A 19103-nucleotide genomic window follows, 5' to 3' on the forward strand; every position below is an offset into this window, starting at 1 on the left:
CCCGACGGTCCGGAACAGAGGCGCACCCGAGCGGGGCGCCGACGAAAAGGGCGTCAGACGTCGATGCGCTCGCGCGCGAGACGGTCGCTCGAGTCGATGATGAACTCGCGGCGCGGGGCGACGTCGCTGCCCATGAGCAGATCGAAGACGGATGCCGCGGCCTCCATGTCCTGCACGCGAACGCGGCGCAGCATGCGGCCGCCGCGATCCATGGTCGTTGTCGCGAGTTGATCGGCATCCATCTCGCCGAGGCCCTTGTACCGCTGCACCGGCTCTTGCCAACGCTTGTTGCCGCGCTTGAGCTTGGTGAGCAGGGTGTGGAGCTCCTGCTCGCTGTAGGTGTAGATCGTCTCGTTGGGCTTGGTGCCCGGGTTCATGACGATCACGCGGTGCAGCGGTGGTACGGCGGCGAAGACCCGGCCCTCCTCGACGAGCGGGCGCATGTACCGGAAGAACAACGTCAGCAGCAGTGTTCGGATGTGCGCGCCGTCCACGTCGGCGTCGCTCATCAGGATGATCTTGCCGTAGCGGGCCGCGTCGAGATCGAACGATCGACCCGAGCCCGCGCCGATCACCTGGATGATCGAGGCGCACTCGGCGTTCGACAGCATGTCGCTGATCGAGGCCTTCTGCGTGTTGAGGATCTTGCCGCGGATGGGCAGGAGCGCTTGGAACTCGCTGTTGCGGGCGAGCTTCGCCGTGCCGAGGGCGGAGTCGCCCTCGACGATGAACAGCTCGGAGTCGTTGACGTCGTTGGAACGGCAGTCGACGAGTTTCGCGGGAAGCGAGGAGGACTCGAGGGCATTCTTTCGACGCTGGGTCTCTTTGTGGGTGCGCGCCGAGATGCGCGCCTTCATCTCGGAGACGATCTTCTCGAGCACGCTGAGCGGTCTGCGCCTTGTCGTCGCGCTTAGGCGAGGCGAAGCGGGCCGACAGCTCTTTCTGAACGACGGATGCCACGATCTGCCGAACCGCGGGAGTGCCGAGGATCTCTTTGGTCTGGCCTTCGAACTGCGGCTCGGGAAGGCGCACGGTCATGACGGCGGTGAGGCCGGCGAGCAGGTCGTCCTTCTCGATCTTGTCGTTGCCGACCTTGAGCTTTCGGGCGTTCTGCTCGACCTGCGAACGCAGCACCTTCATCAGGCCCTGCTCGAAGCCCTGCTGGTGCGTGCCGCCCTTGGGGGTGGCGATGATGTTGACGAACGAGCGGGTCGTCGTGTCGTAGCCGGTGCCCCAGCGCACCGCGATGTCGACCTCGCACTCGCGCTCGACCTCGGTGGGGATCATCGATCCGCCGGGCTGCAGCACGGGGACGGTCTCGGTGAAGGTACCGGTGCCGGTGAGACGCCAGGTGTCGGTGACGGCGGCGTCGGGTGCGAGGAACTCCGCGAACTCCGAGATCCCGCCGTCGAAGCGGTAGCTGGTCTCGACGCGCTCCTCGCCCCGTTGGTCCTGCACGACGATCTCGAGTCCCGGCACGAGGAACGCGGTCTGGCGCACGCGCTGCACGAGTTCATCGAGGCCGAAGGCGGCGTCCTTGGTGAAGATCTGTCGGTCGGCCCAGTAACGGATGCGCGTGCCGGTGACACCGCGCGGCGCTTTGCCGATCACGCGCAGCTCGCTGCTGCGTTCGAACGGCGTGAACGTGGAGTCGGGGGTGTCCCCGGCGAACAGACCGGGCTCGCCGCGGTGGAACGACATCGCGTACGTCTTGCCGCCGCGGTCGACCTCGACGTCGAGTCGCTCGGACAGCGCGTTCACGACCGAGGCGCCGACGCCGTGCAGACCGCCGGAGGCAGCGTACGAGCCGCCGCCGAACTTGCCGCCCGCGTGAAGCTTGGTGAAGACCACCTCGACACCGGTCAGGCCGGTGCGGGGCTCGACGTCGACCGGGATGCCGCGGGCGCGGTCGCGCACCTCGACGCTGCCGTCGGCGTGCAGCACGATGTCGATGCGCGAGCCGTGTCCGCCGAGGGCTTCGTCGACGGAGTTGTCGATGATCTCCCACAGGCAGTGCATGAGACCGCGGGAGTCGGTGGACCCGATGTACATGCCCGGGCGCTTGCGCACGGCTTCGAGGCCCTCGAGGACCTGCAGATGATGGGCGGAGTACTCGGACGTCACGATCTCTGAGCGTAATCGGGGCCACCGACATCCACTGCCAGACACACAGGCGGGTCGGGTCACCGTACGCGCACAGCGAAATGTGATCAAGCCGCGGCATAGGGGAAACATCCGCGTGGTTGTATATGGAGACTCGCCCACGACCACCTGAGGAGGGCACCCGACATGACCACCACGACTGCACCCGAAGCGTCAGCCGTCCTCGACCACCGCCTGACGGCGGCGGATCGCTGCGACTCCTGCGGCGCACAGGCGTACATCGCCGCGACGGTCAACGGCAGCGAGCTGCTGTTCTGTGCGCACCACGGCCGCAAGTACGAAGAGAAGCTCCGCAGCGTCGCCACCTCATGGCACGACGAGACGGCGCGACTGAACGCCGCCGAGTAAGACCGCCTCATCGAAAACGGGCCCCGCGCACCTTGTGCGTCGGGGCCCGTTTCGCGTGTCAGGCTCGATCGGTGAGATAGGACCTCGGCACGGTGGGAGACACGCGCAACGCGATCTCTTCGCCGATCGTGTCGATGAGTTCGGCGAGGTCGGTGACGCCGTAGAGGGCGCCCGAGCCGAACAGCACGATCTCGTCACCGGGAGCGGCACCCGCCCACGGGGCGAGCACCGTCTCGGTCGGGGTGATGGCCTCGACGCGGCGAGGCCCGTCCGGCGTGGGCGCGTCGAAACGTCCGCCCAGGGCGCTCGGCAGCCCGTGCAGGCTTCCGACGTCGAGGTGGACGCCCGCAGCGTCGACGGCGGTCACCGTGGCGGTGAGGCGGCTGATCGCCTCGATGCCCAGCTCGACCTCGCTGGGTCCGCCGGCGGGGCGGATGCCGTACGAGAACGCCCCGACGCGCACCAGATCCTCCCGGAACTCCCCCCGGGCGAAACCTGCCGCACTGGCGGCCAGATGGGAGAAGCGGGGATCGAGCCCTGCGGCGCGCGCGGTCTCCCGCGCCGCCAAGAACACCGCACGGGCGTCGTCGTCATCGGCATCCGAGGCTTCCGAGATGTGGGACCAGATGCCCTCGAACACGGCGCGGCCGTCGGCGACCAGCGCGGCGGTCTGCGCGAGTGCGGCGTTCCACCGCTCGGGACGGATCCCGTTTCGGTGCAGGCCCGTGTCGATCTTGAGGTGCACGCGTGCGGGGCGCTCGAGGCGAAGACCCGCGAGATCGTCGAGCAGCGCTTCGTCGCCGATACCGAGGTCGAGGTCGGCATCGACGCCCGCGGCGAGGTCGTCGCTCCCGCCGATGAGCCACACGAAGATGCGGACGTCGGATCCGGCGATGCGGCGGACCTCGGTTCCGGTGACCACGTCGAAGGCGCCGATCCAGCGAACGCCCTCTTCGACGGCACGCCTCACGATCGGTTCGAGCCCGTGGGCGTAGGCGTCGTCCTTGACGACGAGCATGGCAGTGGCGGGGGCGACGGCCTCGCGCACGCGGCGGAGATTCCGGGCGAGAGCGTCGAGGTCGACGCGGTAGACGGCGCTCACGCGGTCACCCTCCGATCAGCGCGGACACCCACGACGGCGACGATCTCGGCTGGGGTGAGGCCGGTGGCATCCGTCCACTCCTGCAGTGAGGGGTGACCCGCGGCAGGGTCGCCGAAGAAGACCACCTCGGAGCCGCGCGGCACGACGGCGTCTCCGACGTCGACGACGCAGACGTCCATGGCGACGCGCCCGACGATGAGATGACGTCGGCCGTCGATCGAGACCGAGACCGCGTTGCCCAGGGATCGCACGACGCCCTGGGCGTAGCCGCCGGTCACCAGGGCGACGGTGGTGTCGAGGGGCGCTCGGTGCGTGTACCCGTACGAGACACCCTCGCCGCGCAGCAGGGGCTTGGTCCCGAGCGCTCGACCGCGCAGCGACAGCACGGGGCGAGCGTGCGAGCCGGGCAGGCCGAACAGGACCGCGGCGTCGAGGGGTGCGGCATCCATCCCGAGATCCGAGAGCACGGATGCCACCCACTCCGCGCCGTGGCCCCAGGCATCGGCGGCGAAGACGTCGTCGGCGCGTGAGCCGGTGCCGGCCGCGAGGGCGAGCGGGGCGTTCTGACGCAGGGCGGACTCCGAGACGAGCGCCACGGGCGCCACTCCCCCGGCCGCGGGCAAGCGGGCAGGGAGCGTGGAGGTCACCCCTTTAGACTAACGGGGTCCTCCTTCCCCGACCCCGGAGCCACATGCCTCAGCAGGGTTTCTCCCCCGTCACGCGCCTTCGCTACCTCGCCGGACGCGCCCGCCGCATCGACGTCGGATCCGTCGTCGAACGCGCCAAAGAAGCCTCGGCCCAGCACGGCAAGGCCCTGCCGCTCGTCGTCGCCGACATGCTGTTCCAAGCGGGTGTGAAGAACGTCGGCTTCCAGGACTACATCGACTACGACTTCGCGATCCTCACCCCCGCCGAGCGCGCCACCTATATGACGCATCCGGTGTCGAACCAGATCTCGCAGAAGTACGACCACCCCGACTACCGCGGCCTCTTCCAGGACAAGGTCGAGTTCGACCGCACGTTCAGCGAGTTCCTCCGCCGCGAGTGGATGGTGGTCAACGCGGACAACGCCGACGAGCTGCGTGCCTTCACCGAGCGTCTCGGCACCATCGTCACGAAGGAGCCGGTCGGTCAGGCCGGAACCGGCGTGCACCGCTACCACGCGGCCGAGGTCGAGGACTGGGAGCAGTTCCACCGCGGGCTGCTCGAGCGCGGCGAGATCCTCGTCGAAGAAGTCATCCGCCAGCACGACGACCTCGCGGCCGTCTGCCCCGGCACGGTCAACACCACGCGCGTCACGGCCTTCTTCGATGGAGACAAGACGCACATCCTCGCGATGGCGCAGAAGTTCGGCCGCGGAGCGGTCAGCGACCAGATGACCTTCGGCGGCTTTTACACGATGCTCGACGAGAACGGCCACGCCCTCGGCGCCGGCTACGACTCGCACGGGCACGTGCACGAGCTGCACCCCGACTCGGGAGCGCGCATCGCCGACTTCCAGCTGCCGATGATCGACGACGTGAAGGCGTTCGTCGACCGGGTCGCGCGCGTCGTGCCCCAGGTGCAGTACGTCGGCTGGGACATCGTCGTCGGCCCCGACGGACCCGTGCTCGTCGAGGGCAACTGGGGCGCCGGCGTGTACGAGAACAAGCCGAGCGTCACCGGAATCCGCACCGGCCACAAGCCGCGCTACCAGGCCGCCATCGGGTTCTGACCCCGGGCGTCCGAAGGCCCGCTTCCCGCGTCGAGGGCGGGCCTCTCGCGTGGGCCCTGGATCCGGTGCCCGGCGCGCGGGGGCGGTCGCCGTCTTCGCCGCGTGCCCCGCGGCCTCCGGACAGCGAGAAGGCCCGCTCCCCGGAACGGGAGCGGGCCTTCTCGTCGGATGGTGTCAGCTATGGCGGACGATACCCAGCGGCGTGGACTCGTGTCCCTGGCCGAGCGGGTTGTCCTTCAGGATTGCGACGAGACGCTTCTCGCCGGCCTTGTCCATCGTGGAGCCGAGGATGTTGCCACCGAGGTCGTTGATGTCGACCACGGCAACCTGCAGGTCACCGCCGAGCAGCGACTTCAGGCGCGCGGCGACCTCGCGAGGACGCTCAGGGCCGAGGACGACGGCCTGGTTGTACGGCGGGATCGTGCCCTTGGTGGGGCCGTCGATCGCGCGCGCCTTGTCGCCGGCGATGCGGTAGAAGTCGCCCTTGCGACCCATCGCCTTGGTCACGGCCGAGACGGCGGCGGCGAACAGGATGCGGGGCGTTCCGCATTCGCGCAGGGCCATCTCCATGGTCTCGGGCATGCCGAGACCGATGCCGTACGGCGTGCGAGTGACGTACTTCGACAGGAACAGAGCCAGCTTTCGGGGCTTGATGGTGTCGAGTTTGAACGAACGACCCTGCGTGATGGCGACGATCTTCTCGGTGACGAACAGCAGGTCGCCCGGCTGCACGGCATCCTTCGCGTACTCGAGGATGAAGGCGTCGAGGTCGTCACCCGGCATGACGACCCGCGTGCGGATCGGGATGCGAGCGTACGAGGTGCCCTCGACGGTGACGGTGAGCGCCTTGCCGGCGTTGGCCTCCGCGCTCATTCGAGGTAGTCCCGAAGCGACTGCGAACGGCTCGGGTGACGCAGCTTCGCCATCGTCTTTGACTCGATCTGACGGATGCGCTCGCGCGTGACGCCGAACGTGTCGCCGATCTGGTCGAGGGTCTTGGGCTGACCGTCGCCGAGGCCGAAGCGCATGCGGATCACGCCCGCCTCGCGCTCGCTGAGCGAGTCGAGGAGCGACTCGAGCTGGCGCTGCAGCATGGTGAAGCCCACCGCGTCGGCCGGGACGACGGCCTCGGTGTCCTCGATGAGGTCACCGAACTCGCTGTCGCCGTCCTCGCCGAGAGGGGTGTGCAGGGAGATGGGCTCGCGGCCGTACTTCTGCACCTCGATGACCTTCTCGGGGGTCATGTCGAGTTCGCGCGACAGTTCTTCCGGAGTGGGTTCGCGACCGAGGTCCTGCAGCATCTGGCGCTGAACGCGAGCCAGCTTGTTGATGACCTCGACCATGTGCACGGGGATACGGATGGTACGGGCCTGGTCGGCCATGGCACGCGTGATCGCCTGACGGATCCACCAGGTGGCGTAGGTCGAGAACTTGAAGCCCTTGGTGTAGTCGAACTTCTCGACGGCACGGATGAGGCCCAGGTTGCCTTCCTGGATCAGGTCGAGGAACTGCATGCCGCGACCGGTGTAGCGCTTGGCGAGCGAGACGACCAGGCGGAGGTTGGCGCCGAGCAGGTGGCTCTTGGCACGCTGACCGTCACGGGCGACCCACTGCAGATCGAGTCCGAGTTGGCTCGTCTTTTCGGCCGCGGTCATGTTCGACAGCTTCTCTTCGGCGAACAGACCCGCCTCGATGCGCATGGCGAGCTCGACCTCTTCGGCCGCGTTCAGCAGCGGAACCTTGCCGATCTGCTTCAGGTAGTCCTTGACCGGGTCGGCGGTCGCGCCCGTGATCTGCGCGGAGTAGACGGGGACGTCGTCCTCGTCGCTCGACGAGATGACGATCGCGCCGGTGGGGAGGGCCTCGGCGGGCGCCGCCGGGGTCTCGTCCTCGTCGTCGTCGTCGGACTTCTTCGCGTCTGTCTTGGCCGCGTCGTCGGAGTCGTCGCTGTCGTCGGCGTCGTCGATCTCGACATCGCCCACTTCGACGTCTTCCTCGTCTTCTTCGAGGTCGTCGTCCTTCTTGGCCTTCGTCTTCGCCTTGGCGGGGGCCGCCTTGGCCTTGGCCGGAGCCTTCTTCGCGGGGGCCTTCTTGGCGGTCGTCGTCTTCGACGCCGTCACGGTCTCCTCGGAGTTCTCGAGTTCGGTGTCCTTCGCACTCCGGGAGCGGGTCTTGGTTGTCGTGTCTGCCACGTTTCGCCTTTCACCGGGAACGCACGCTGCACGGCCACCGGTCGTTCTCGGACACTAGTAAGACCCTTGTCAAGTCCCGAACCGAGGAGCGGGGGCTCCTGGTCCGGTTGACAACGGGTCAGGTTCTTCATTGTCTCACATTCCCGGACCGGGACTTGACGTGGGCCTGGGATCTATGCGTAGACAACGTCCGCGAGCAGGAAGGCATTCCCGGATGCCGTCTTCTCGGGAAACCGGGAACGTGCGATGCAGGACCGATCTCAGCCGAGCTTGCCGCGGCGATCGTCGTCGCCGGGCCGGGTGGCGAGGAAGCGCTCCAGCTCGGCGGCCAGTTCGTCGGCGCTGGGGAGATCGCCCGTGTGGATGATCGGGGTGGCCTGCGTGGAGCCCGCCATGTAGGCGTCGTAGCGCTCCTCGAGGTTCTCCAGCATGCGGGTCAGCTCGTCGCTCGCCTCGACCTGCTCGGTCACCTTGCCGAGGAATTCGCGGTTCTCTTCGCGGAGCACTTCGCCTGCGAACACCAGACCGGTTGCGACCGTGAGGCTGTCGAGGGCGGCGAGGGCCGCAGCGGGGTACTCGGTATCACCGAGATAGTGCGGAACGAGGAGCGCGAAACCGGCGACCTTGGCGCCGGCTTCCGCGAAGCGGTACTCGAGCAGATGGCCCGCGGTCGAGGGGACCTGCGTGTGTGGACGCCAGACGGAGTGCGCCTCGGCGAGATCGGGGCGCGTCCCGCTGACGGTGGTGCCGATGGGGCGCGTGTGCGGCACCGGCATGGGGATGGCGTGCACCCAGGTGATCGACGACACCTGCAGACCCGCCGACAGCTCGAGAACGGTTTCGGCGAACGCCTCCCAGAGGAAGTCGGGCTCGTACCCCGCAAGAAGGAGGAACGGCTGTCCGAGTGAGTCGTGCGCGAGCGAGAGCTCGAGGCGCGCCGGACGGAAGTCGGTGAGGTGGTCTTCGACGAAGGTGATCGCCGGGCGACGCGCGCGGTAGTCCAGAAGCGAGTCGTTGTCGAAGACGAAGAGGGCGTTGGGCTGCACGTCGTTGCGGAAGTACTCGACCAGGCGGGTCACCGCCCCACCGGCATCCGTGAAACCGGTCAGTGCGATCACGAGCGGCAGGCCCGACGGCACGGGTGGCGCCGCGGGGGCGCGGTCGTACAGCGGGGCGGAGGAACGCATGTCTCCACTCTACGAGCGTGCCGGATGCGTCGGTCGCGGTGCGTCCCGCTCCTAGCGAACACGCTCGAACCTAGGATGGATGCCATGCCGTTTCCCTCCGTGGCGTACACCCACGCCCCCGCTCTCGAGTCCGACGCCGATGCGATCCTGCTGATAGTTCCCACCCTTTCGGAGGGATCCCCGGATCCCGACGGTTGGGAAGGTCTCGGGTCGGCTCTGTCGGCGGTCGGCTTCACCGGTGCCGCCGGATCGTTCCAGCGGGTTCACGTCCCGGGAGTGGCGACACCGGTCGCCGTCGCAGGTGCGGGTGCGAACCCCACCGAGGCCGCGCTTCGCGACGCCGCGGGCACCGGTCTTCGTCAGCTGACCGGCTTCGAGCACATCGCCGTGCAGTCGCTCGCCTCCTCCGCCTGGCGCCCGATCGCCGAGGGCGCCGCCCTGGGCGGTTACCGTTTCGCCGACTACAAGAAGAAGGCCGCGAAGGTGCGCGCCACGCGCGTGACCGTCGTCGCCGAGGAGGCGCCCGCTGACGCCGACGCCGCGGCGGTCGCGGCCGTCGCCGGAGCCGTGGCACTGGTGAAGGACCTCGTCACGACGCCCGCCGAGTGGCTCGGCCCGTCCGACTTCGCCGACGCCGCCGTCAAGGCCGTCGAGGGTCTCCCCGTCGAGGTCGAGGTGCTCGACGAGACCGCCCTGCGCGAGGGTGGTTACGGCGGCATCCTCGGCGTGGGTCAGGGGTCGGATCGCCCGCCGCGCATGGTGCGCCTCGACTACTCCCCCGCCGGTGCCGAGCGCCACGTCGCTCTGGTCGGCAAGGGCATCACGTTCGACACCGGTGGTCTCTCCCTGAAGCCGCCGGCATCGATGGTCGGAATGAAATACGACATGTGCGGCGCCGCGACGGTGCTGGCGGTACTCAAGGCCGCGGCCGAGATGCAGTTGCCCGTCCACGTCAGCGCCTGGCTCTGCATCGCCGACAACATGCCGTCGGGCCGTGCGACGCGCCCGGGCGACGTGCTGCGCACCCTCGACGGCACCACGGTCGAGGTGCTGAACACCGACGCCGAGGGGCGCCTGGTGCTCGCCGACGGCCTCGCTGCGGCCAGCCGCGAGAACCCCGATCTCATCGTCGACGTCGCCACCCTGACGGGCGCCATCACCGTGGCGCTCGGCAACCGCCACACCGGCGTGATGGGCGACGACGACGCGGTGGCGAAGTACCTCGCGGCATCGGCCCGCACGGCAGAACTCGCCTGGCAGCTGCCGCTGCCCGACCACATGGTCGATGACCTCGACTCCCCCATCGCGGACCTGCAGAACGCGAAGATCGGAGACCCCGCGGGCGGCTCGCTGTTCGCCGGGCTCTTCCTCCGTCACTTCGTCGGCCGCGTCTCTGCGGAGGCCGACGCCCCCCGCATCCCGTGGGTGCACCTCGACATCGCCGGAGTGGGAATGAACAAGTCCGCGCCGTTCGGCTACACCGACAAGGGCGTGACGGGAGCAACGGTCCGCTCGCTCGTCGAGATGCTGGCCACGGACGGCGCGCGGTGACCGAGTACACCGCCGACGTCGTCGTGCTCGGCGGGGGAAGCGGCGGGTACGCCGCAGCTCTGCGCCTCGCCGAGCTGGGCAAAGATGTGGTGCTGGTCGAGAAGGACAAGCTCGGCGGAACGTGCCTGCACCGCGGCTGCATCCCCACCAAAGCGCTGCTGCACGCCGGAGAGGTCGCCGACGCCGCGCGCGGCGCGGCCGATATCGGCGTCGACGTGACCTTCTCGGGCATCGACCCGGTGCGGGTGCGCTCGTACCGCGAGGGCATCGTCGCCAAGAAGTTCAAAGGGCTCGAGGGGTTGATCTCGGCCCGCGGCATCCGCGTGGTCCGCGGCGAGGGCTTCCTCGAGGCCGGTCCCGCGGTGCGCGTCGGCGACGACGTCTATCGCGGCACCGACGTCATTCTCGCGACCGGCTCGTACAGCCGCAGCCTGCCCGGTCTCGATGTCGGTGGACGTGTGCTGACGAGCGAGCAGGCGCTCGAGCTCGACGTGATCCCCGAGCGCGTGATCGTTCTCGGCGGGGGCGTGATCGGCGTCGAGTTCGCCAGTGTCTGGCGTTCGTTCGGCGTGGACGTCACGATCATCGAGGCGCTTCCGCATCTGCTGCCGGCGGAGGACGTGGCATCCAGTAAGGCTCTCGAGCGGGCGTTCCGCAAGCGCGGGATCGCTTTCCAGCTGGGTCGACGCTTCGCCTCCCTCGCGCAGACCGCGGGCTCCGTGACGGTGACCCTCGACGACGGTTCGGAACTCGTGGCCGACTACGTCCTGGTCGCGGTCGGGCGAGGTCCCGTCACCGCCGGGCTCGGTTACGAAGAGGCCGGGGTCGTGCTCGACCGAGGTTTCGTCCAGACCGACGAGCGTCTGCGCACCGCCGCTGCCCACGTGTGGGCCGTGGGCGACATCGTGGCGGGTCTGCAACTCGCGCACCGCGGCTTCCAGCAGGGCATCTTCGTCGCGGAGGAGATCGCGGGTCTTTCGCCCGTGCTCGTGCCCGATGTCGACGTGCCCCGCGTCGCCTACTCCCACCCCGAGGTCGCGTCCGTCGGACTGACCGAGGCGCAGGCCCAGGATCGTTACGGATCCGATGCCGTGAAGGCGTACGAATACAACCTGGCCGGAAACGGCCGCAGCGAGATCATCGGTACCTCGGGCATCGTGAAGATCGTCCGGCGTGTCGACGGGCCGGTCGTCGGTGCCCACCTGGTGGGCGATCGCGTCGGCGAATTGATCTCGGAAGCGCAACTCGCGGTGGGCTGGGAAGCCCACCCCGAGGACATCGCGCCGTTCGTCCACGCACACCCCACCCAGAGCGAGGCGCTCGGCGAGGCCTTCCTGGCCCTCGCGGGCAAGCCCCTGCACGCACTCTGACCGCAACCGGTCACTAAGCTAGGTACCGCATCCGGTACGAAGGAGACATACCCATGAGCACTTCCGTCGTCCTCCCCGCTCTCGGCGAGAGCGTCACCGAGGGAACGGTCACCCGCTGGCTCAAGCAGGTCGGTGACACCGTCCAGGAGGACGAGGGTCTGCTGGAGATCTCGACCGACAAGGTCGACACCGAGATCCCCTCGCCCATCTCGGGCGTGATCGAGGAGATCCTGGTCCAAGAAGACGAGACGGTCGAGGTCGGCGCGGTCCTCGCGAAGATCGGTGACGGCTCGGGCGCCGCGTCGTCCGACGACGCCCCGCAGGTGGCTCCCGCCGAGCAGGAGTCCGCTCCCGCGGAAGAGGCCGCTCCCGCCGAGTCCGCCCCGGCCGCGCAGGCGGCTCCCGCCGAGCAGCCGGCTCCGGCCGCCGCCGGCGACTCGACCGAGGTGAAGCTCCCGGAGCTCGGTGAGAGCGTCACCGAGGGCACCGTCACCCGTTGGCTGAAGGCCGTCGGCGATGACGTCGCGGTCGACGAGCCCCTCCTCGAGATCTCGACCGACAAGGTCGACACCGAGATCCCTTCGCCGGTCGCCGGCACGCTGCAGGAGATCCTCGTGCAGGAGGACGAGACGGTCAACGTCGGTGCCGCTCTCGCGCGCATCGGCAGCGGTGCGGCTCCGGCCGCTCAGCCCGAGGCCCCGGCGCCCGCCGCCGAGGAGAAGCCGGCGGAACAGCCCGCGGCCGAGCAGAAGCCTGCCGAGCAGCCCGCCCCCGCCGCGGAAGAGAAGCCCGCGGCTCCCGCGCCCGCCGCCGAGAAGCCCGTAGAGCAGGCTCCCGCCGCGTCGTCGAACGACGACATCACCTACGTGACCCCGCTCGTGCGTCGCCTCGCTCAGCAGCAGGGCGTCGACCTGGCCTCGGTCAAGGGCAGCGGCGTCGGTGGACGCATTCGCAAGGAAGACGTCCTCAGGGCCGCCGAGGCCGCGAAGTCGGCTCCGGCTGCGGCTCCCGCCGCTTCGGCTCCCGCCGCTGCCGCCCCCGTCGAGGTCTCGCCGCTTCGCGGCACCACGCAGAAGATGTCGCGTCTGCGCAAGGTCATCGCCGAGCGCGCCGTCGCATCGATGCAGGCCACGGCCCAGCTGACCACTGTCGTCGAGGTCGACGTGACGAAGCTCGCCGCCCTGCGCGATCGCATGAAGGGCGAGTTCCAGCAGAAGACGGGCGACAAGCTCTCGTTCCTGCCGTTCTTCGCGATCGCGGCCATCGAGGGCCTCAAGGCGTACCCGATCATCAACTCCACGGTCGAGGGCGACGAGATCGTCTACCCGGCTCACGAGAACGTCTCGATCGCCGTCGACACCGAGCGCGGCCTGCTGACGCCGGTGGTCAAGGACGCCGGTGACAAGAACATCGCCCAGCTCGCGCGCGAGATCGCCGACCTCGCTGCCCGCACGCGCGACAACAAGCTGAAGCCCGACGAGCTCGCCGGTGGCACCTTCACGCTGACCAACACCGGTTCGCGCGGCGCGCTGTTCGACACGCCCATCGTGTTCCTGCCCCAGTCGGCGATCCTCGGCCTCGGCGCCGTGGTGAAGAAGCCGGGAATCGTCTCGGTCGACGGAAAGGACGCCATCGCGGTGCGCTCGTACGTGTACCTCGCGCTGTCGTACGATCACCGCATCATCGATGGCGCCGACGCGGCCCGTTTCCTCGGGACGGTCAAGGCTCGCCTCGAGGCGGCGCAGTTCGAGGGTGATCTCGGGATCTGATCCCGCCGAGCACCAGCTCATGATGGCTGGTCCGCGACCGTTCTGGCGGCGCGGACCAGCCATCTCTCGTTCTGCCGCACGAGAGTGACGTACTGCGTCGATCCTGCAGCGTCGACGCGTACGACGGTCACTCCCCCGAAGTCGTCGACCACCTCGATCTCCCCCGCGGCGGCATCCGCGAGGAGAGGCTCCCGCGGGAACACCGAATTCTCCTCATAGGACGACGCGCAGGCCTTGTCGTCGCGGCATCCGGCGATGTCCGTGAAGAGCCTCCGCGCGATCTCTTCGACGTCATCGGAGAGCGGGCGTCTTTCATCCACCGGCGGCGGGTCCGACAGCCACGGCGTGGAGGAGGTCGGTGCGGGATCCATCAGCGTCCGTTCGGATGCGGCCGGCGCCGAGCTGTGCTCCGCCGGAATGAGCGAGAAGCCGATGACCGCGATCACGGCGAGGCCCCCTCCGACGGTCGCGAGTCGAAGCATCCGTGAGGTGCGCCAGCGCTCGCGGATGCCTTCGAGAGCGCTGCGCGTCGCCTCGGCCAGATCGGCGTCGACCAACTCGAGCACACGCGCCACCGCACCCTCGCGCTCGGGTGAAGGCGCTGCGGCTTCGACGGACGGGATGAGCGGGCCGAGGACGAGAGGCAGCGGCGCCGCGTGCGAGAAGAGGCGTCTTTCGACGGCATCCCAATCCCGGGGAGGGCGGGTCAGGACGCTCTCTCGTGCTCGACCGAGGATGTCGCGGGTGGGCGGGTCTGCGGCGATCTCGGCGAGGTGCGCCAGGCTCTCCGCCGTCGCGGCGACGCCGTCCTGTCCGCCCGGGTCGTCCACGGCCACGGGGCAGCCGGTCGCCGTCAGCCACCACGTCGTTCCCTCTCGAGCGGCGGCTGCCCCGCGGCATCCGCGAAGGAGGCCGACGGCCGCGGTCACCGCCTCCCCCGCGGTGAGGGGGACGGTGCTGCGCGCGCGACGCCGCAGGTACGCATCGAACGGTTCGGCGAGAACGGATGCCGTGGAGCTGCTCATCCCGCGATGGTGGCGGAACCGCTCCGACCGCGTGTCGAGAAAAGTCGGAAGCGGGGACCATCCGGCGGAACCGTCCGCTGGGGAGGAAGGTCTCGCGGCAAAGATAGAATCAGTTTCATGGCCGCTCGCACCACCACGCCCGAGAAGCGTCCGGGCTTCTTCTCGCAGCTGAAAACCCTGTACACCTTCACGCAGAAGGAGTACCGGTGGCTGCCGTTCCTGCTGGCCGGAATCGTGCTGGTGGGCATCGCCCTCGGCGTGCTCGTCGGCTTCCTCATCCCGCCGCTCGCCGCATGGAGCGTCATCCTCTGGGGTGTGACGGGTCTGCTGGCCGGCATCCTGGCCTCGATGATCACCATGACACGTCTCTCGACGACGGCCATGTACAAGAAGATCGACGGCATGCCCGGCGCGACCGGGCACGTGCTGTCGTCGTCTCTCGGTCGTAACTGGCAGGCTTCGGAGGCGCCGATCGGCGTCAACCCCCGCACGCAGGAGGCCGTCTACCGCGCCATCGGCCGCGGTGGCGTCGTGCTCATCGGCGAGGGCAACCGCAGCCGGCTGACGCGTCTCGTCGGCGAGGAGCGTTCCCGCGTGACGCGTGTCGCGGCGGGCGTCCCGGTCACCGTGCTCTACGTCGGTCATGGCGACGAGGAGGTGCCGATCGCCAAGCTGGCCTCGACCATCAAGGCGCTGCCGAAGAAGGTCGACCGCTCCACGATGGCCGCCGTCATCAAGCGCGTCTCGTCGGTGTCGCAGGGGTTGTCGTCGCTGCCGATTCCGAAGGGTGTCGACCCGACCAAGATGCGCTCACCGCGCCCCCGTTGATTCGATGAGAAAGGCCCCCGCTGTGGCGGGGGCCTTTCTCATCGGTGCTGTCGGGTTCAGGTGCGGACGAGAACCGTGCCGACCACCTTGTCGTGCAGGCCACGCTGATCGGCGTCCCACACGACCGCGGGGATGATCACGGCCAGCAGTACGGTACGGACGATCGGGCGCCAGACGCCCACCCAGCCCCCGGATGCCAGCTCGAGCCGCATCCCCATGATCCGGTGCCCCGGGCTTCCGCCCAAGAGCGGGATGAACAGGATCTGCACGACGAAGAAGATGAGGTTCGTCGCGATCGGGTTCGCGAACGGGACGCCGGTCACAGGGTCGGGGGCGGAGAAGAACGCGTATCCGATCAGACCGGCGCTCGCGACGTCGATCAACAGCGCCGCGATCCGGCGCCCCGGCCGGGCGATGGAGCCGCGACCCTCGCGGGGAAGGCCGAGCCGCTGGCCCGGATACTCGTTCTCGGCGGGGAGGCTCACGGCATCCAGCGTAATCGGGGCCCCGTAACATCCCCGAAACATGCGAGATATGACCGGGACACCGGTTCTGGGTAGGGTCGAGGAGGCTGGCCGAGGCCGGCATGATCCCGAATGTTCTACCTCTGGAGTCTTCATGTTCAAAGATTCGTCCGAGGTGCTCAAGTTCATCCAGGACGAGGACGTCAAGTTCCTCGACATCCGTTTCACGGATCTTCCTGGTGTGCAGCAGCACTTCAACATCCCCGCCTCGACCGTCGACGAGGAGTTCTTCACCGTCGGACAGCTGTTCGATGGCTCGTCGATCCGCGGGTTCGCGAACATCCACGAGTCGGACATGCAGCTGATCCCCGACGTGACTACGGCGTACGTCGACCAGTTCCGCGAGGCCAAGACCCTCGTCATGATCTTCGACATCTACAACCCGCGCAACGGTGAGATCTACGGCAAGGACCCGCGCCAGGTCGCCAAGAAGGCCGAGAAGTACCTCGCCTCCACCGGCATCGCCGACACCGCGTTCTTCGCCCCCGAGGCCGAGTTCTATATCTTCGACGACGTGCGGTACGAAGTGAAGCAGAACTCGAGCTTCTACTCGGTCGACTCCGAGGAAGGCGCCTGGAACACCGGTCGCGAAGAAGAGGGCGGAAACCTCGCCAACAAGACCCCGTACAAGGGCGGCTACTTCCCCGTCTCCCCCGTCGACAAGACGGCGGACCTCCGCGACGACATCACCCTCAAGCTGATCGAGGCGGGCTTCGCACTCGAGCGCTCGCACCACGAGGTCGGCACGGGTGGTCAGCAGGAGATCAACTACCGCTTCGACACGATGCTGCACGCGGCCGACGACATCCTGAAGTTCAAGTACATCGTCAAGAACACCTGCGAGCAGTGGGGCAAGGTTGCGACCTTCATGCCGAAGCCGCTCTTCGGTGACAACGGCTCGGGCATGCACACCCACCAGTCGCTGTGGAACGACGGCAAGCCGCTGTTCTACGACGAGACCGGCTACGGCGGGCTCTCCGACATCGCCCGCTGGTACATCGGTGGTCTGCTGGCGCACGCGCCCGCCGTCCTCGCCTTCACCAACCCGACCCTCAACAGCTACCACCGTCTGGTGAAGGGCTTCGAGGCGCCGGTCAACCTGGTGTACTCGGCCGGTAACCGCTCCGCCGCCATCCGCATCCCGATCACGGGCACCAACCCCAAGGCCAAGCGCATCGAGTTCCGTGCGCCCGACGCCTCGGGCAACCCTTACCTGGCGTTCGCGGCCCAGCTGATGGCCGGCATCGACGGCATCAAGAACCGCATCGAGCCGCACGAACCCGTCGACAAGGACCTCTACGAACTCCCCGCCGAAGAGGCCAAGAACATCCCGCAGGTTCCGAACTCGCTCCTCGACTCGCTCGAGGCTCTGCGCGCCGACCACGAGTTCCTGCTCGCCGGTGGCGTCTTCACGCAGGAGCTCATCGACACCTGGATCGAGTACAAGATCGAGAACGAGATCCAGCCGATCGCCCAGCGCCCGCACCCCTTCGAGTACGAGCTGTACTTCGGGGTCTGATCGCCCGATCATTCACGTCGACGCCCGTCTCCGCCGTATCGCGGGGGCGGGCGGCGTCGTTACCTGGGCGCTAACGAGGATCGCGTTGCAGCGCACCACGGGGATGGTGCTCCATCCTCGGCGTAGACCCCGGGGTGCGGCGGATTCGCCGTAGGGCGTTGTCGGTGATGTGTCGTAACCGTATGTCCTCGGCCGGAGGAAGGATCCGGCACACGTGGATACCTGGCACCCCATCATGGCCGTCGCGATCCGCCGTGAGGCGGGATTCACTCAGCATGACGTCGCGGACCTCATGGGGCGTACCCAGCAGGCCGTGCAGAAGCTTGAGCGGTACGACGCAGATCCGCAGCTTTCCACACTGCGCCGCCGCTATGCGAACGCGGTGGGCGCCATCGTGACCCACGAGGTACGGCGCGATGACGCTCTTGATCGCGTGATTTCCTACGGTGAGCGGTCAAGCACCTCCGCTATGTCGACTCGGGCAGCGCTGCAGGCTCCCCTGTTCGTCCGCGGGCACAAGGGGGCGACCGTCTGGGTCGCTCCGTCAAAGCGCACCGACTTCACGCTCACCGCATGAGCGCGGACGCCCCCCCGCACCCGCCACGGACGAGGAGCTGGCTCGAATAAAGGATCTCTTCACGCGGTCAACGTTGCGAAGCATTGATTTCCACGAGGTCACCGCTCGCCAGGTGGACGAGAATAAGCAGCGCGTTGAGAACCAGGAGATGGTCGACGTAGGAATGCTGCTGCAAAGCTACGCGGACGAATCGTCTTTCGGTGTCCGCTTGGTCGTTACCGCCTACCCGTTCATGGGCGAGATTGTGGCTGCCGTTGCCGCGGAGTATTCGCTGGACGAAGGCGCTCCGGCCGACTTGGCCACGGTCCGCGGCTTCGGTGACGAAGTAGCCGTGATGACACTTTTGCCCTACGCGCGAGAGGCTGTCTCAACACTTTCAGCTCGCGTCTTTGGGAAGCCTCTGCTGCTCCCGACGGTGGAGCACGGTGACGTCGGCTTTGATTTCGACGAAGTGAACGCGGCCAACGTCTAACTGCTTGCAGTCGGCCAACGACGAAACGGCCCCCGGTGTCACCTCCAAAGAGGGACACCGGGGGCGTCGTTCAGTTAAAGGTCACCAGTCGTATGGCGAGAAGGAAAATTCCTCCATTCGAAGTCCGCGTCCGGTTGTCCCGACTTGCACAATGTACCCAGGTCCTGCGCTCATCGCGGTTACATCTCCGATGTTTTGAATGTGGGCGTTCAAGCGGAGGTTACGGCCGGGGGTGTACATCTGAATCGCCTCGATCGCGACTCCTCGTCCGGTCGTCCCGATGTCGATCTGCCGGTTAGACGTGGAAGTGCACTGCCACCCCTGCCACCCGATGGTGGCGACGTGAGCTCGCGCGCAAAGCGTCTTGTCCGTCTTCTGATAGATGCGTACAGCTTCTAGGCGCAAGCCCAGCGACTTGGTACCGTTCCAGTCTGTCCACCCATAGCTTTCGATGTGGGACCAGGCACGAAACGTGCCCGTGTCGTATGCCTGAGCTGGCACTGCACCGCCGAATAGTGCCGCCCCGCACACCACAGCGGCCACACTTATCCCGGTCACCACTCGACGGATGCGTCCGCGAGTGTCCTCATTCTGCTTCATCCACTCCCCCATGTTCGCTGCGCTGATTGCGAGCTGGTCGAATGCTATCGATCCGCTGGAAACCGCCACTAGTCGGCCAAATGGGGGACATCAGCTGTGCCTCGCCTGAGTCGCCAGACTGCCCGCGCCGGTAACAACACTGTCGGCAGTTTCAGTCGTCGC

General features: G+C 67.9%; 17 protein-coding genes and 1 pseudogene. 9 read left to right on the top strand and 9 right to left on the bottom strand.

The annotated features are described in order from the left end of the window. Nucleotides 1-53: 53 nt before the first annotated feature. Nucleotides 54-2127: pseudogene (locus tag QE416_RS13105) on the bottom strand (type IIA DNA topoisomerase subunit B). A 162-nt stretch (nt 2128-2289) separates the two neighbouring features. Between QE416_RS13105 and QE416_RS13110 the strand changes: the two are divergent. Beyond that, on the top strand, nt 2290-2511 hold the full coding sequence (locus QE416_RS13110) for a hypothetical protein (RefSeq protein ID WP_115918381.1): 222 nt from the start codon (nt 2290-2292) through the stop codon (nt 2509-2511). Between the two features lie 58 nt (nt 2512-2569). Here QE416_RS13110 and QE416_RS13115 read toward each other — a convergent pair whose 3' ends face one another. Further along, complete coding sequence (locus tag QE416_RS13115; protein WP_267787252.1) at nt 2570-3613, bottom strand: alanine racemase; 1044 nt, start codon at nt 3611-3613, stop codon at nt 2570-2572. Then, nucleotides 3610-4260 carry an alanine racemase C-terminal domain-containing protein gene (locus tag QE416_RS13120; protein ID WP_307316830.1) on the bottom strand — a complete coding sequence of 217 codons (651 nt, stop codon included), beginning with the start codon at nt 4258-4260 and terminating at the stop codon, nt 3610-3612. Before QE416_RS13120 ends, QE416_RS13115 begins: the two co-directional genes overlap by 4 nt. 44 nt (nt 4261-4304) lie before the next feature. Here QE416_RS13120 and QE416_RS13125 point away from each other — a divergent pair, with 44 nt between their 5' ends. After that, the gene (locus tag QE416_RS13125; RefSeq protein WP_307316832.1) at nt 4305-5327 is read left to right on the top strand and encodes a sugar-transfer associated ATP-grasp domain-containing protein; all 1023 of its coding nucleotides are present in this window, start codon (nt 4305-4307) and stop codon (nt 5325-5327) included. Between the two features lie 174 nt (nt 5328-5501). Here the strand turns inward: QE416_RS13125 and QE416_RS13130 are convergent, their stop codons facing one another. The 3 genes from QE416_RS13130 to QE416_RS13140 all read right to left on the bottom strand — a co-directional run bounded on the left by QE416_RS13130 (nt 5502) and on the right by QE416_RS13140 (nt 8706). Then, nucleotides 5502-6200: a coenzyme F420-0:L-glutamate ligase gene (locus QE416_RS13130; protein WP_210075033.1), complete on the bottom strand. Its 699-nt coding sequence runs from the start codon at nt 6198-6200 to the stop codon at nt 5502-5504. Beyond that, a complete protein-coding gene (locus QE416_RS13135; protein WP_210075030.1) occupies nt 6197-7519 on the bottom strand; it encodes an RNA polymerase sigma factor in 1323 nt (440 codons plus the stop codon). The genes QE416_RS13130 and QE416_RS13135 overlap by 4 nt, the downstream gene beginning before the upstream one ends. A 260-nt stretch (nt 7520-7779) precedes the next feature. Continuing rightward, nucleotides 7780-8706 carry a PAC2 family protein gene (locus tag QE416_RS13140; RefSeq protein ID WP_210075029.1) on the bottom strand — a complete coding sequence of 309 codons (927 nt, stop codon included), beginning with the start codon at nt 8704-8706 and terminating at the stop codon, nt 7780-7782. Nucleotides 8707-8790: 84 nt separating this feature from the next. On the opposite strand from QE416_RS13140, the gene QE416_RS13145 reads away from it, so the two are divergent. Genes QE416_RS13145 through sucB form a run of 3 tightly spaced genes read left to right on the top strand, consistent with a single transcriptional unit; the run spans nt 8791 to nt 13396 of the window. After that, a complete protein-coding gene (locus QE416_RS13145; RefSeq protein ID WP_267787250.1) occupies nt 8791-10257 on the top strand; it encodes a leucyl aminopeptidase in 1467 nt (488 codons plus the stop codon). Then, nucleotides 10254-11627 (top strand): dihydrolipoyl dehydrogenase, encoded by a 1374-nt coding sequence (gene lpdA, locus QE416_RS13150; RefSeq protein WP_307316835.1) that lies wholly within the window; start codon nt 10254-10256, stop codon nt 11625-11627. The genes QE416_RS13145 and lpdA overlap by 4 nt, the downstream gene beginning before the upstream one ends. 53 nt (nt 11628-11680) lie before the next feature. Further along, nucleotides 11681-13396 carry a 2-oxoglutarate dehydrogenase, E2 component, dihydrolipoamide succinyltransferase gene (sucB, locus tag QE416_RS13155; RefSeq protein WP_307316837.1) on the top strand — a complete coding sequence of 572 codons (1716 nt, stop codon included), beginning with the start codon at nt 11681-11683 and terminating at the stop codon, nt 13394-13396. 17 nt (nt 13397-13413) lie between these two features. On the opposite strand, the gene QE416_RS13160 is transcribed toward sucB, so the two are convergent. After that, nucleotides 13414-14421, bottom strand: a complete 1008-nt coding sequence (locus QE416_RS13160) for a hypothetical protein (protein ID WP_307316839.1) — start codon at nt 14419-14421, stop codon at nt 13414-13416. A gap of 117 nt (nt 14422-14538) precedes the next feature. Between QE416_RS13160 and QE416_RS13165 the strand changes: the two genes are divergently transcribed. Continuing rightward, nucleotides 14539-15249, top strand: coding sequence for a DUF4191 domain-containing protein (locus QE416_RS13165; RefSeq protein ID WP_307316840.1), 711 nt, complete (start codon nt 14539-14541; stop codon nt 15247-15249). A 56-nt stretch (nt 15250-15305) separates the two neighbouring features. Here QE416_RS13165 and QE416_RS13170 read toward each other — a convergent pair whose 3' ends face one another. Next, nucleotides 15306-15734, bottom strand: a complete 429-nt coding sequence (locus tag QE416_RS13170) for an RDD family protein (protein ID WP_307316842.1) — start codon at nt 15732-15734, stop codon at nt 15306-15308. A gap of 133 nt (nt 15735-15867) precedes the next feature. Between QE416_RS13170 and glnA the strand changes: the two genes are divergently transcribed. The 3 genes from glnA (at nt 15868) to QE416_RS13185 (ending at nt 18341) form a co-directional block, all read left to right on the top strand. Next, nucleotides 15868-17292, top strand: a complete 1425-nt coding sequence (gene glnA / locus QE416_RS13175; protein ID WP_103209374.1) for a type I glutamate--ammonia ligase — start codon at nt 15868-15870, stop codon at nt 17290-17292. Nucleotides 17293-17506: 214 nt separating this feature from the next. Then, nucleotides 17507-17869 carry a helix-turn-helix domain-containing protein gene (locus QE416_RS13180; RefSeq protein ID WP_307316844.1) on the top strand — a complete coding sequence of 121 codons (363 nt, stop codon included), beginning with the start codon at nt 17507-17509 and terminating at the stop codon, nt 17867-17869. Nucleotides 17870-17981: 112 nt separating this feature from the next. Next, nucleotides 17982-18341, top strand: a complete 360-nt coding sequence (locus QE416_RS13185; RefSeq protein WP_307316845.1) for a hypothetical protein — start codon at nt 17982-17984, stop codon at nt 18339-18341. Nucleotides 18342-18422: 81 nt separating this feature from the next. Here the strand turns inward: QE416_RS13185 and QE416_RS16525 are convergent, their stop codons facing one another. After that, nucleotides 18423-18953 (bottom strand): hypothetical protein, encoded by a 531-nt coding sequence (locus tag QE416_RS16525; RefSeq protein ID WP_373458858.1) that lies wholly within the window; start codon nt 18951-18953, stop codon nt 18423-18425. Between the last annotated feature and the right edge of the window lie 150 nt (nt 18954-19103).

It is taken from the genome of Microbacterium sp. SORGH_AS_0421 (assembly GCF_030818635.1).
Classification (GTDB): domain Bacteria; phylum Actinomycetota; class Actinomycetes; order Actinomycetales; family Microbacteriaceae; genus Microbacterium.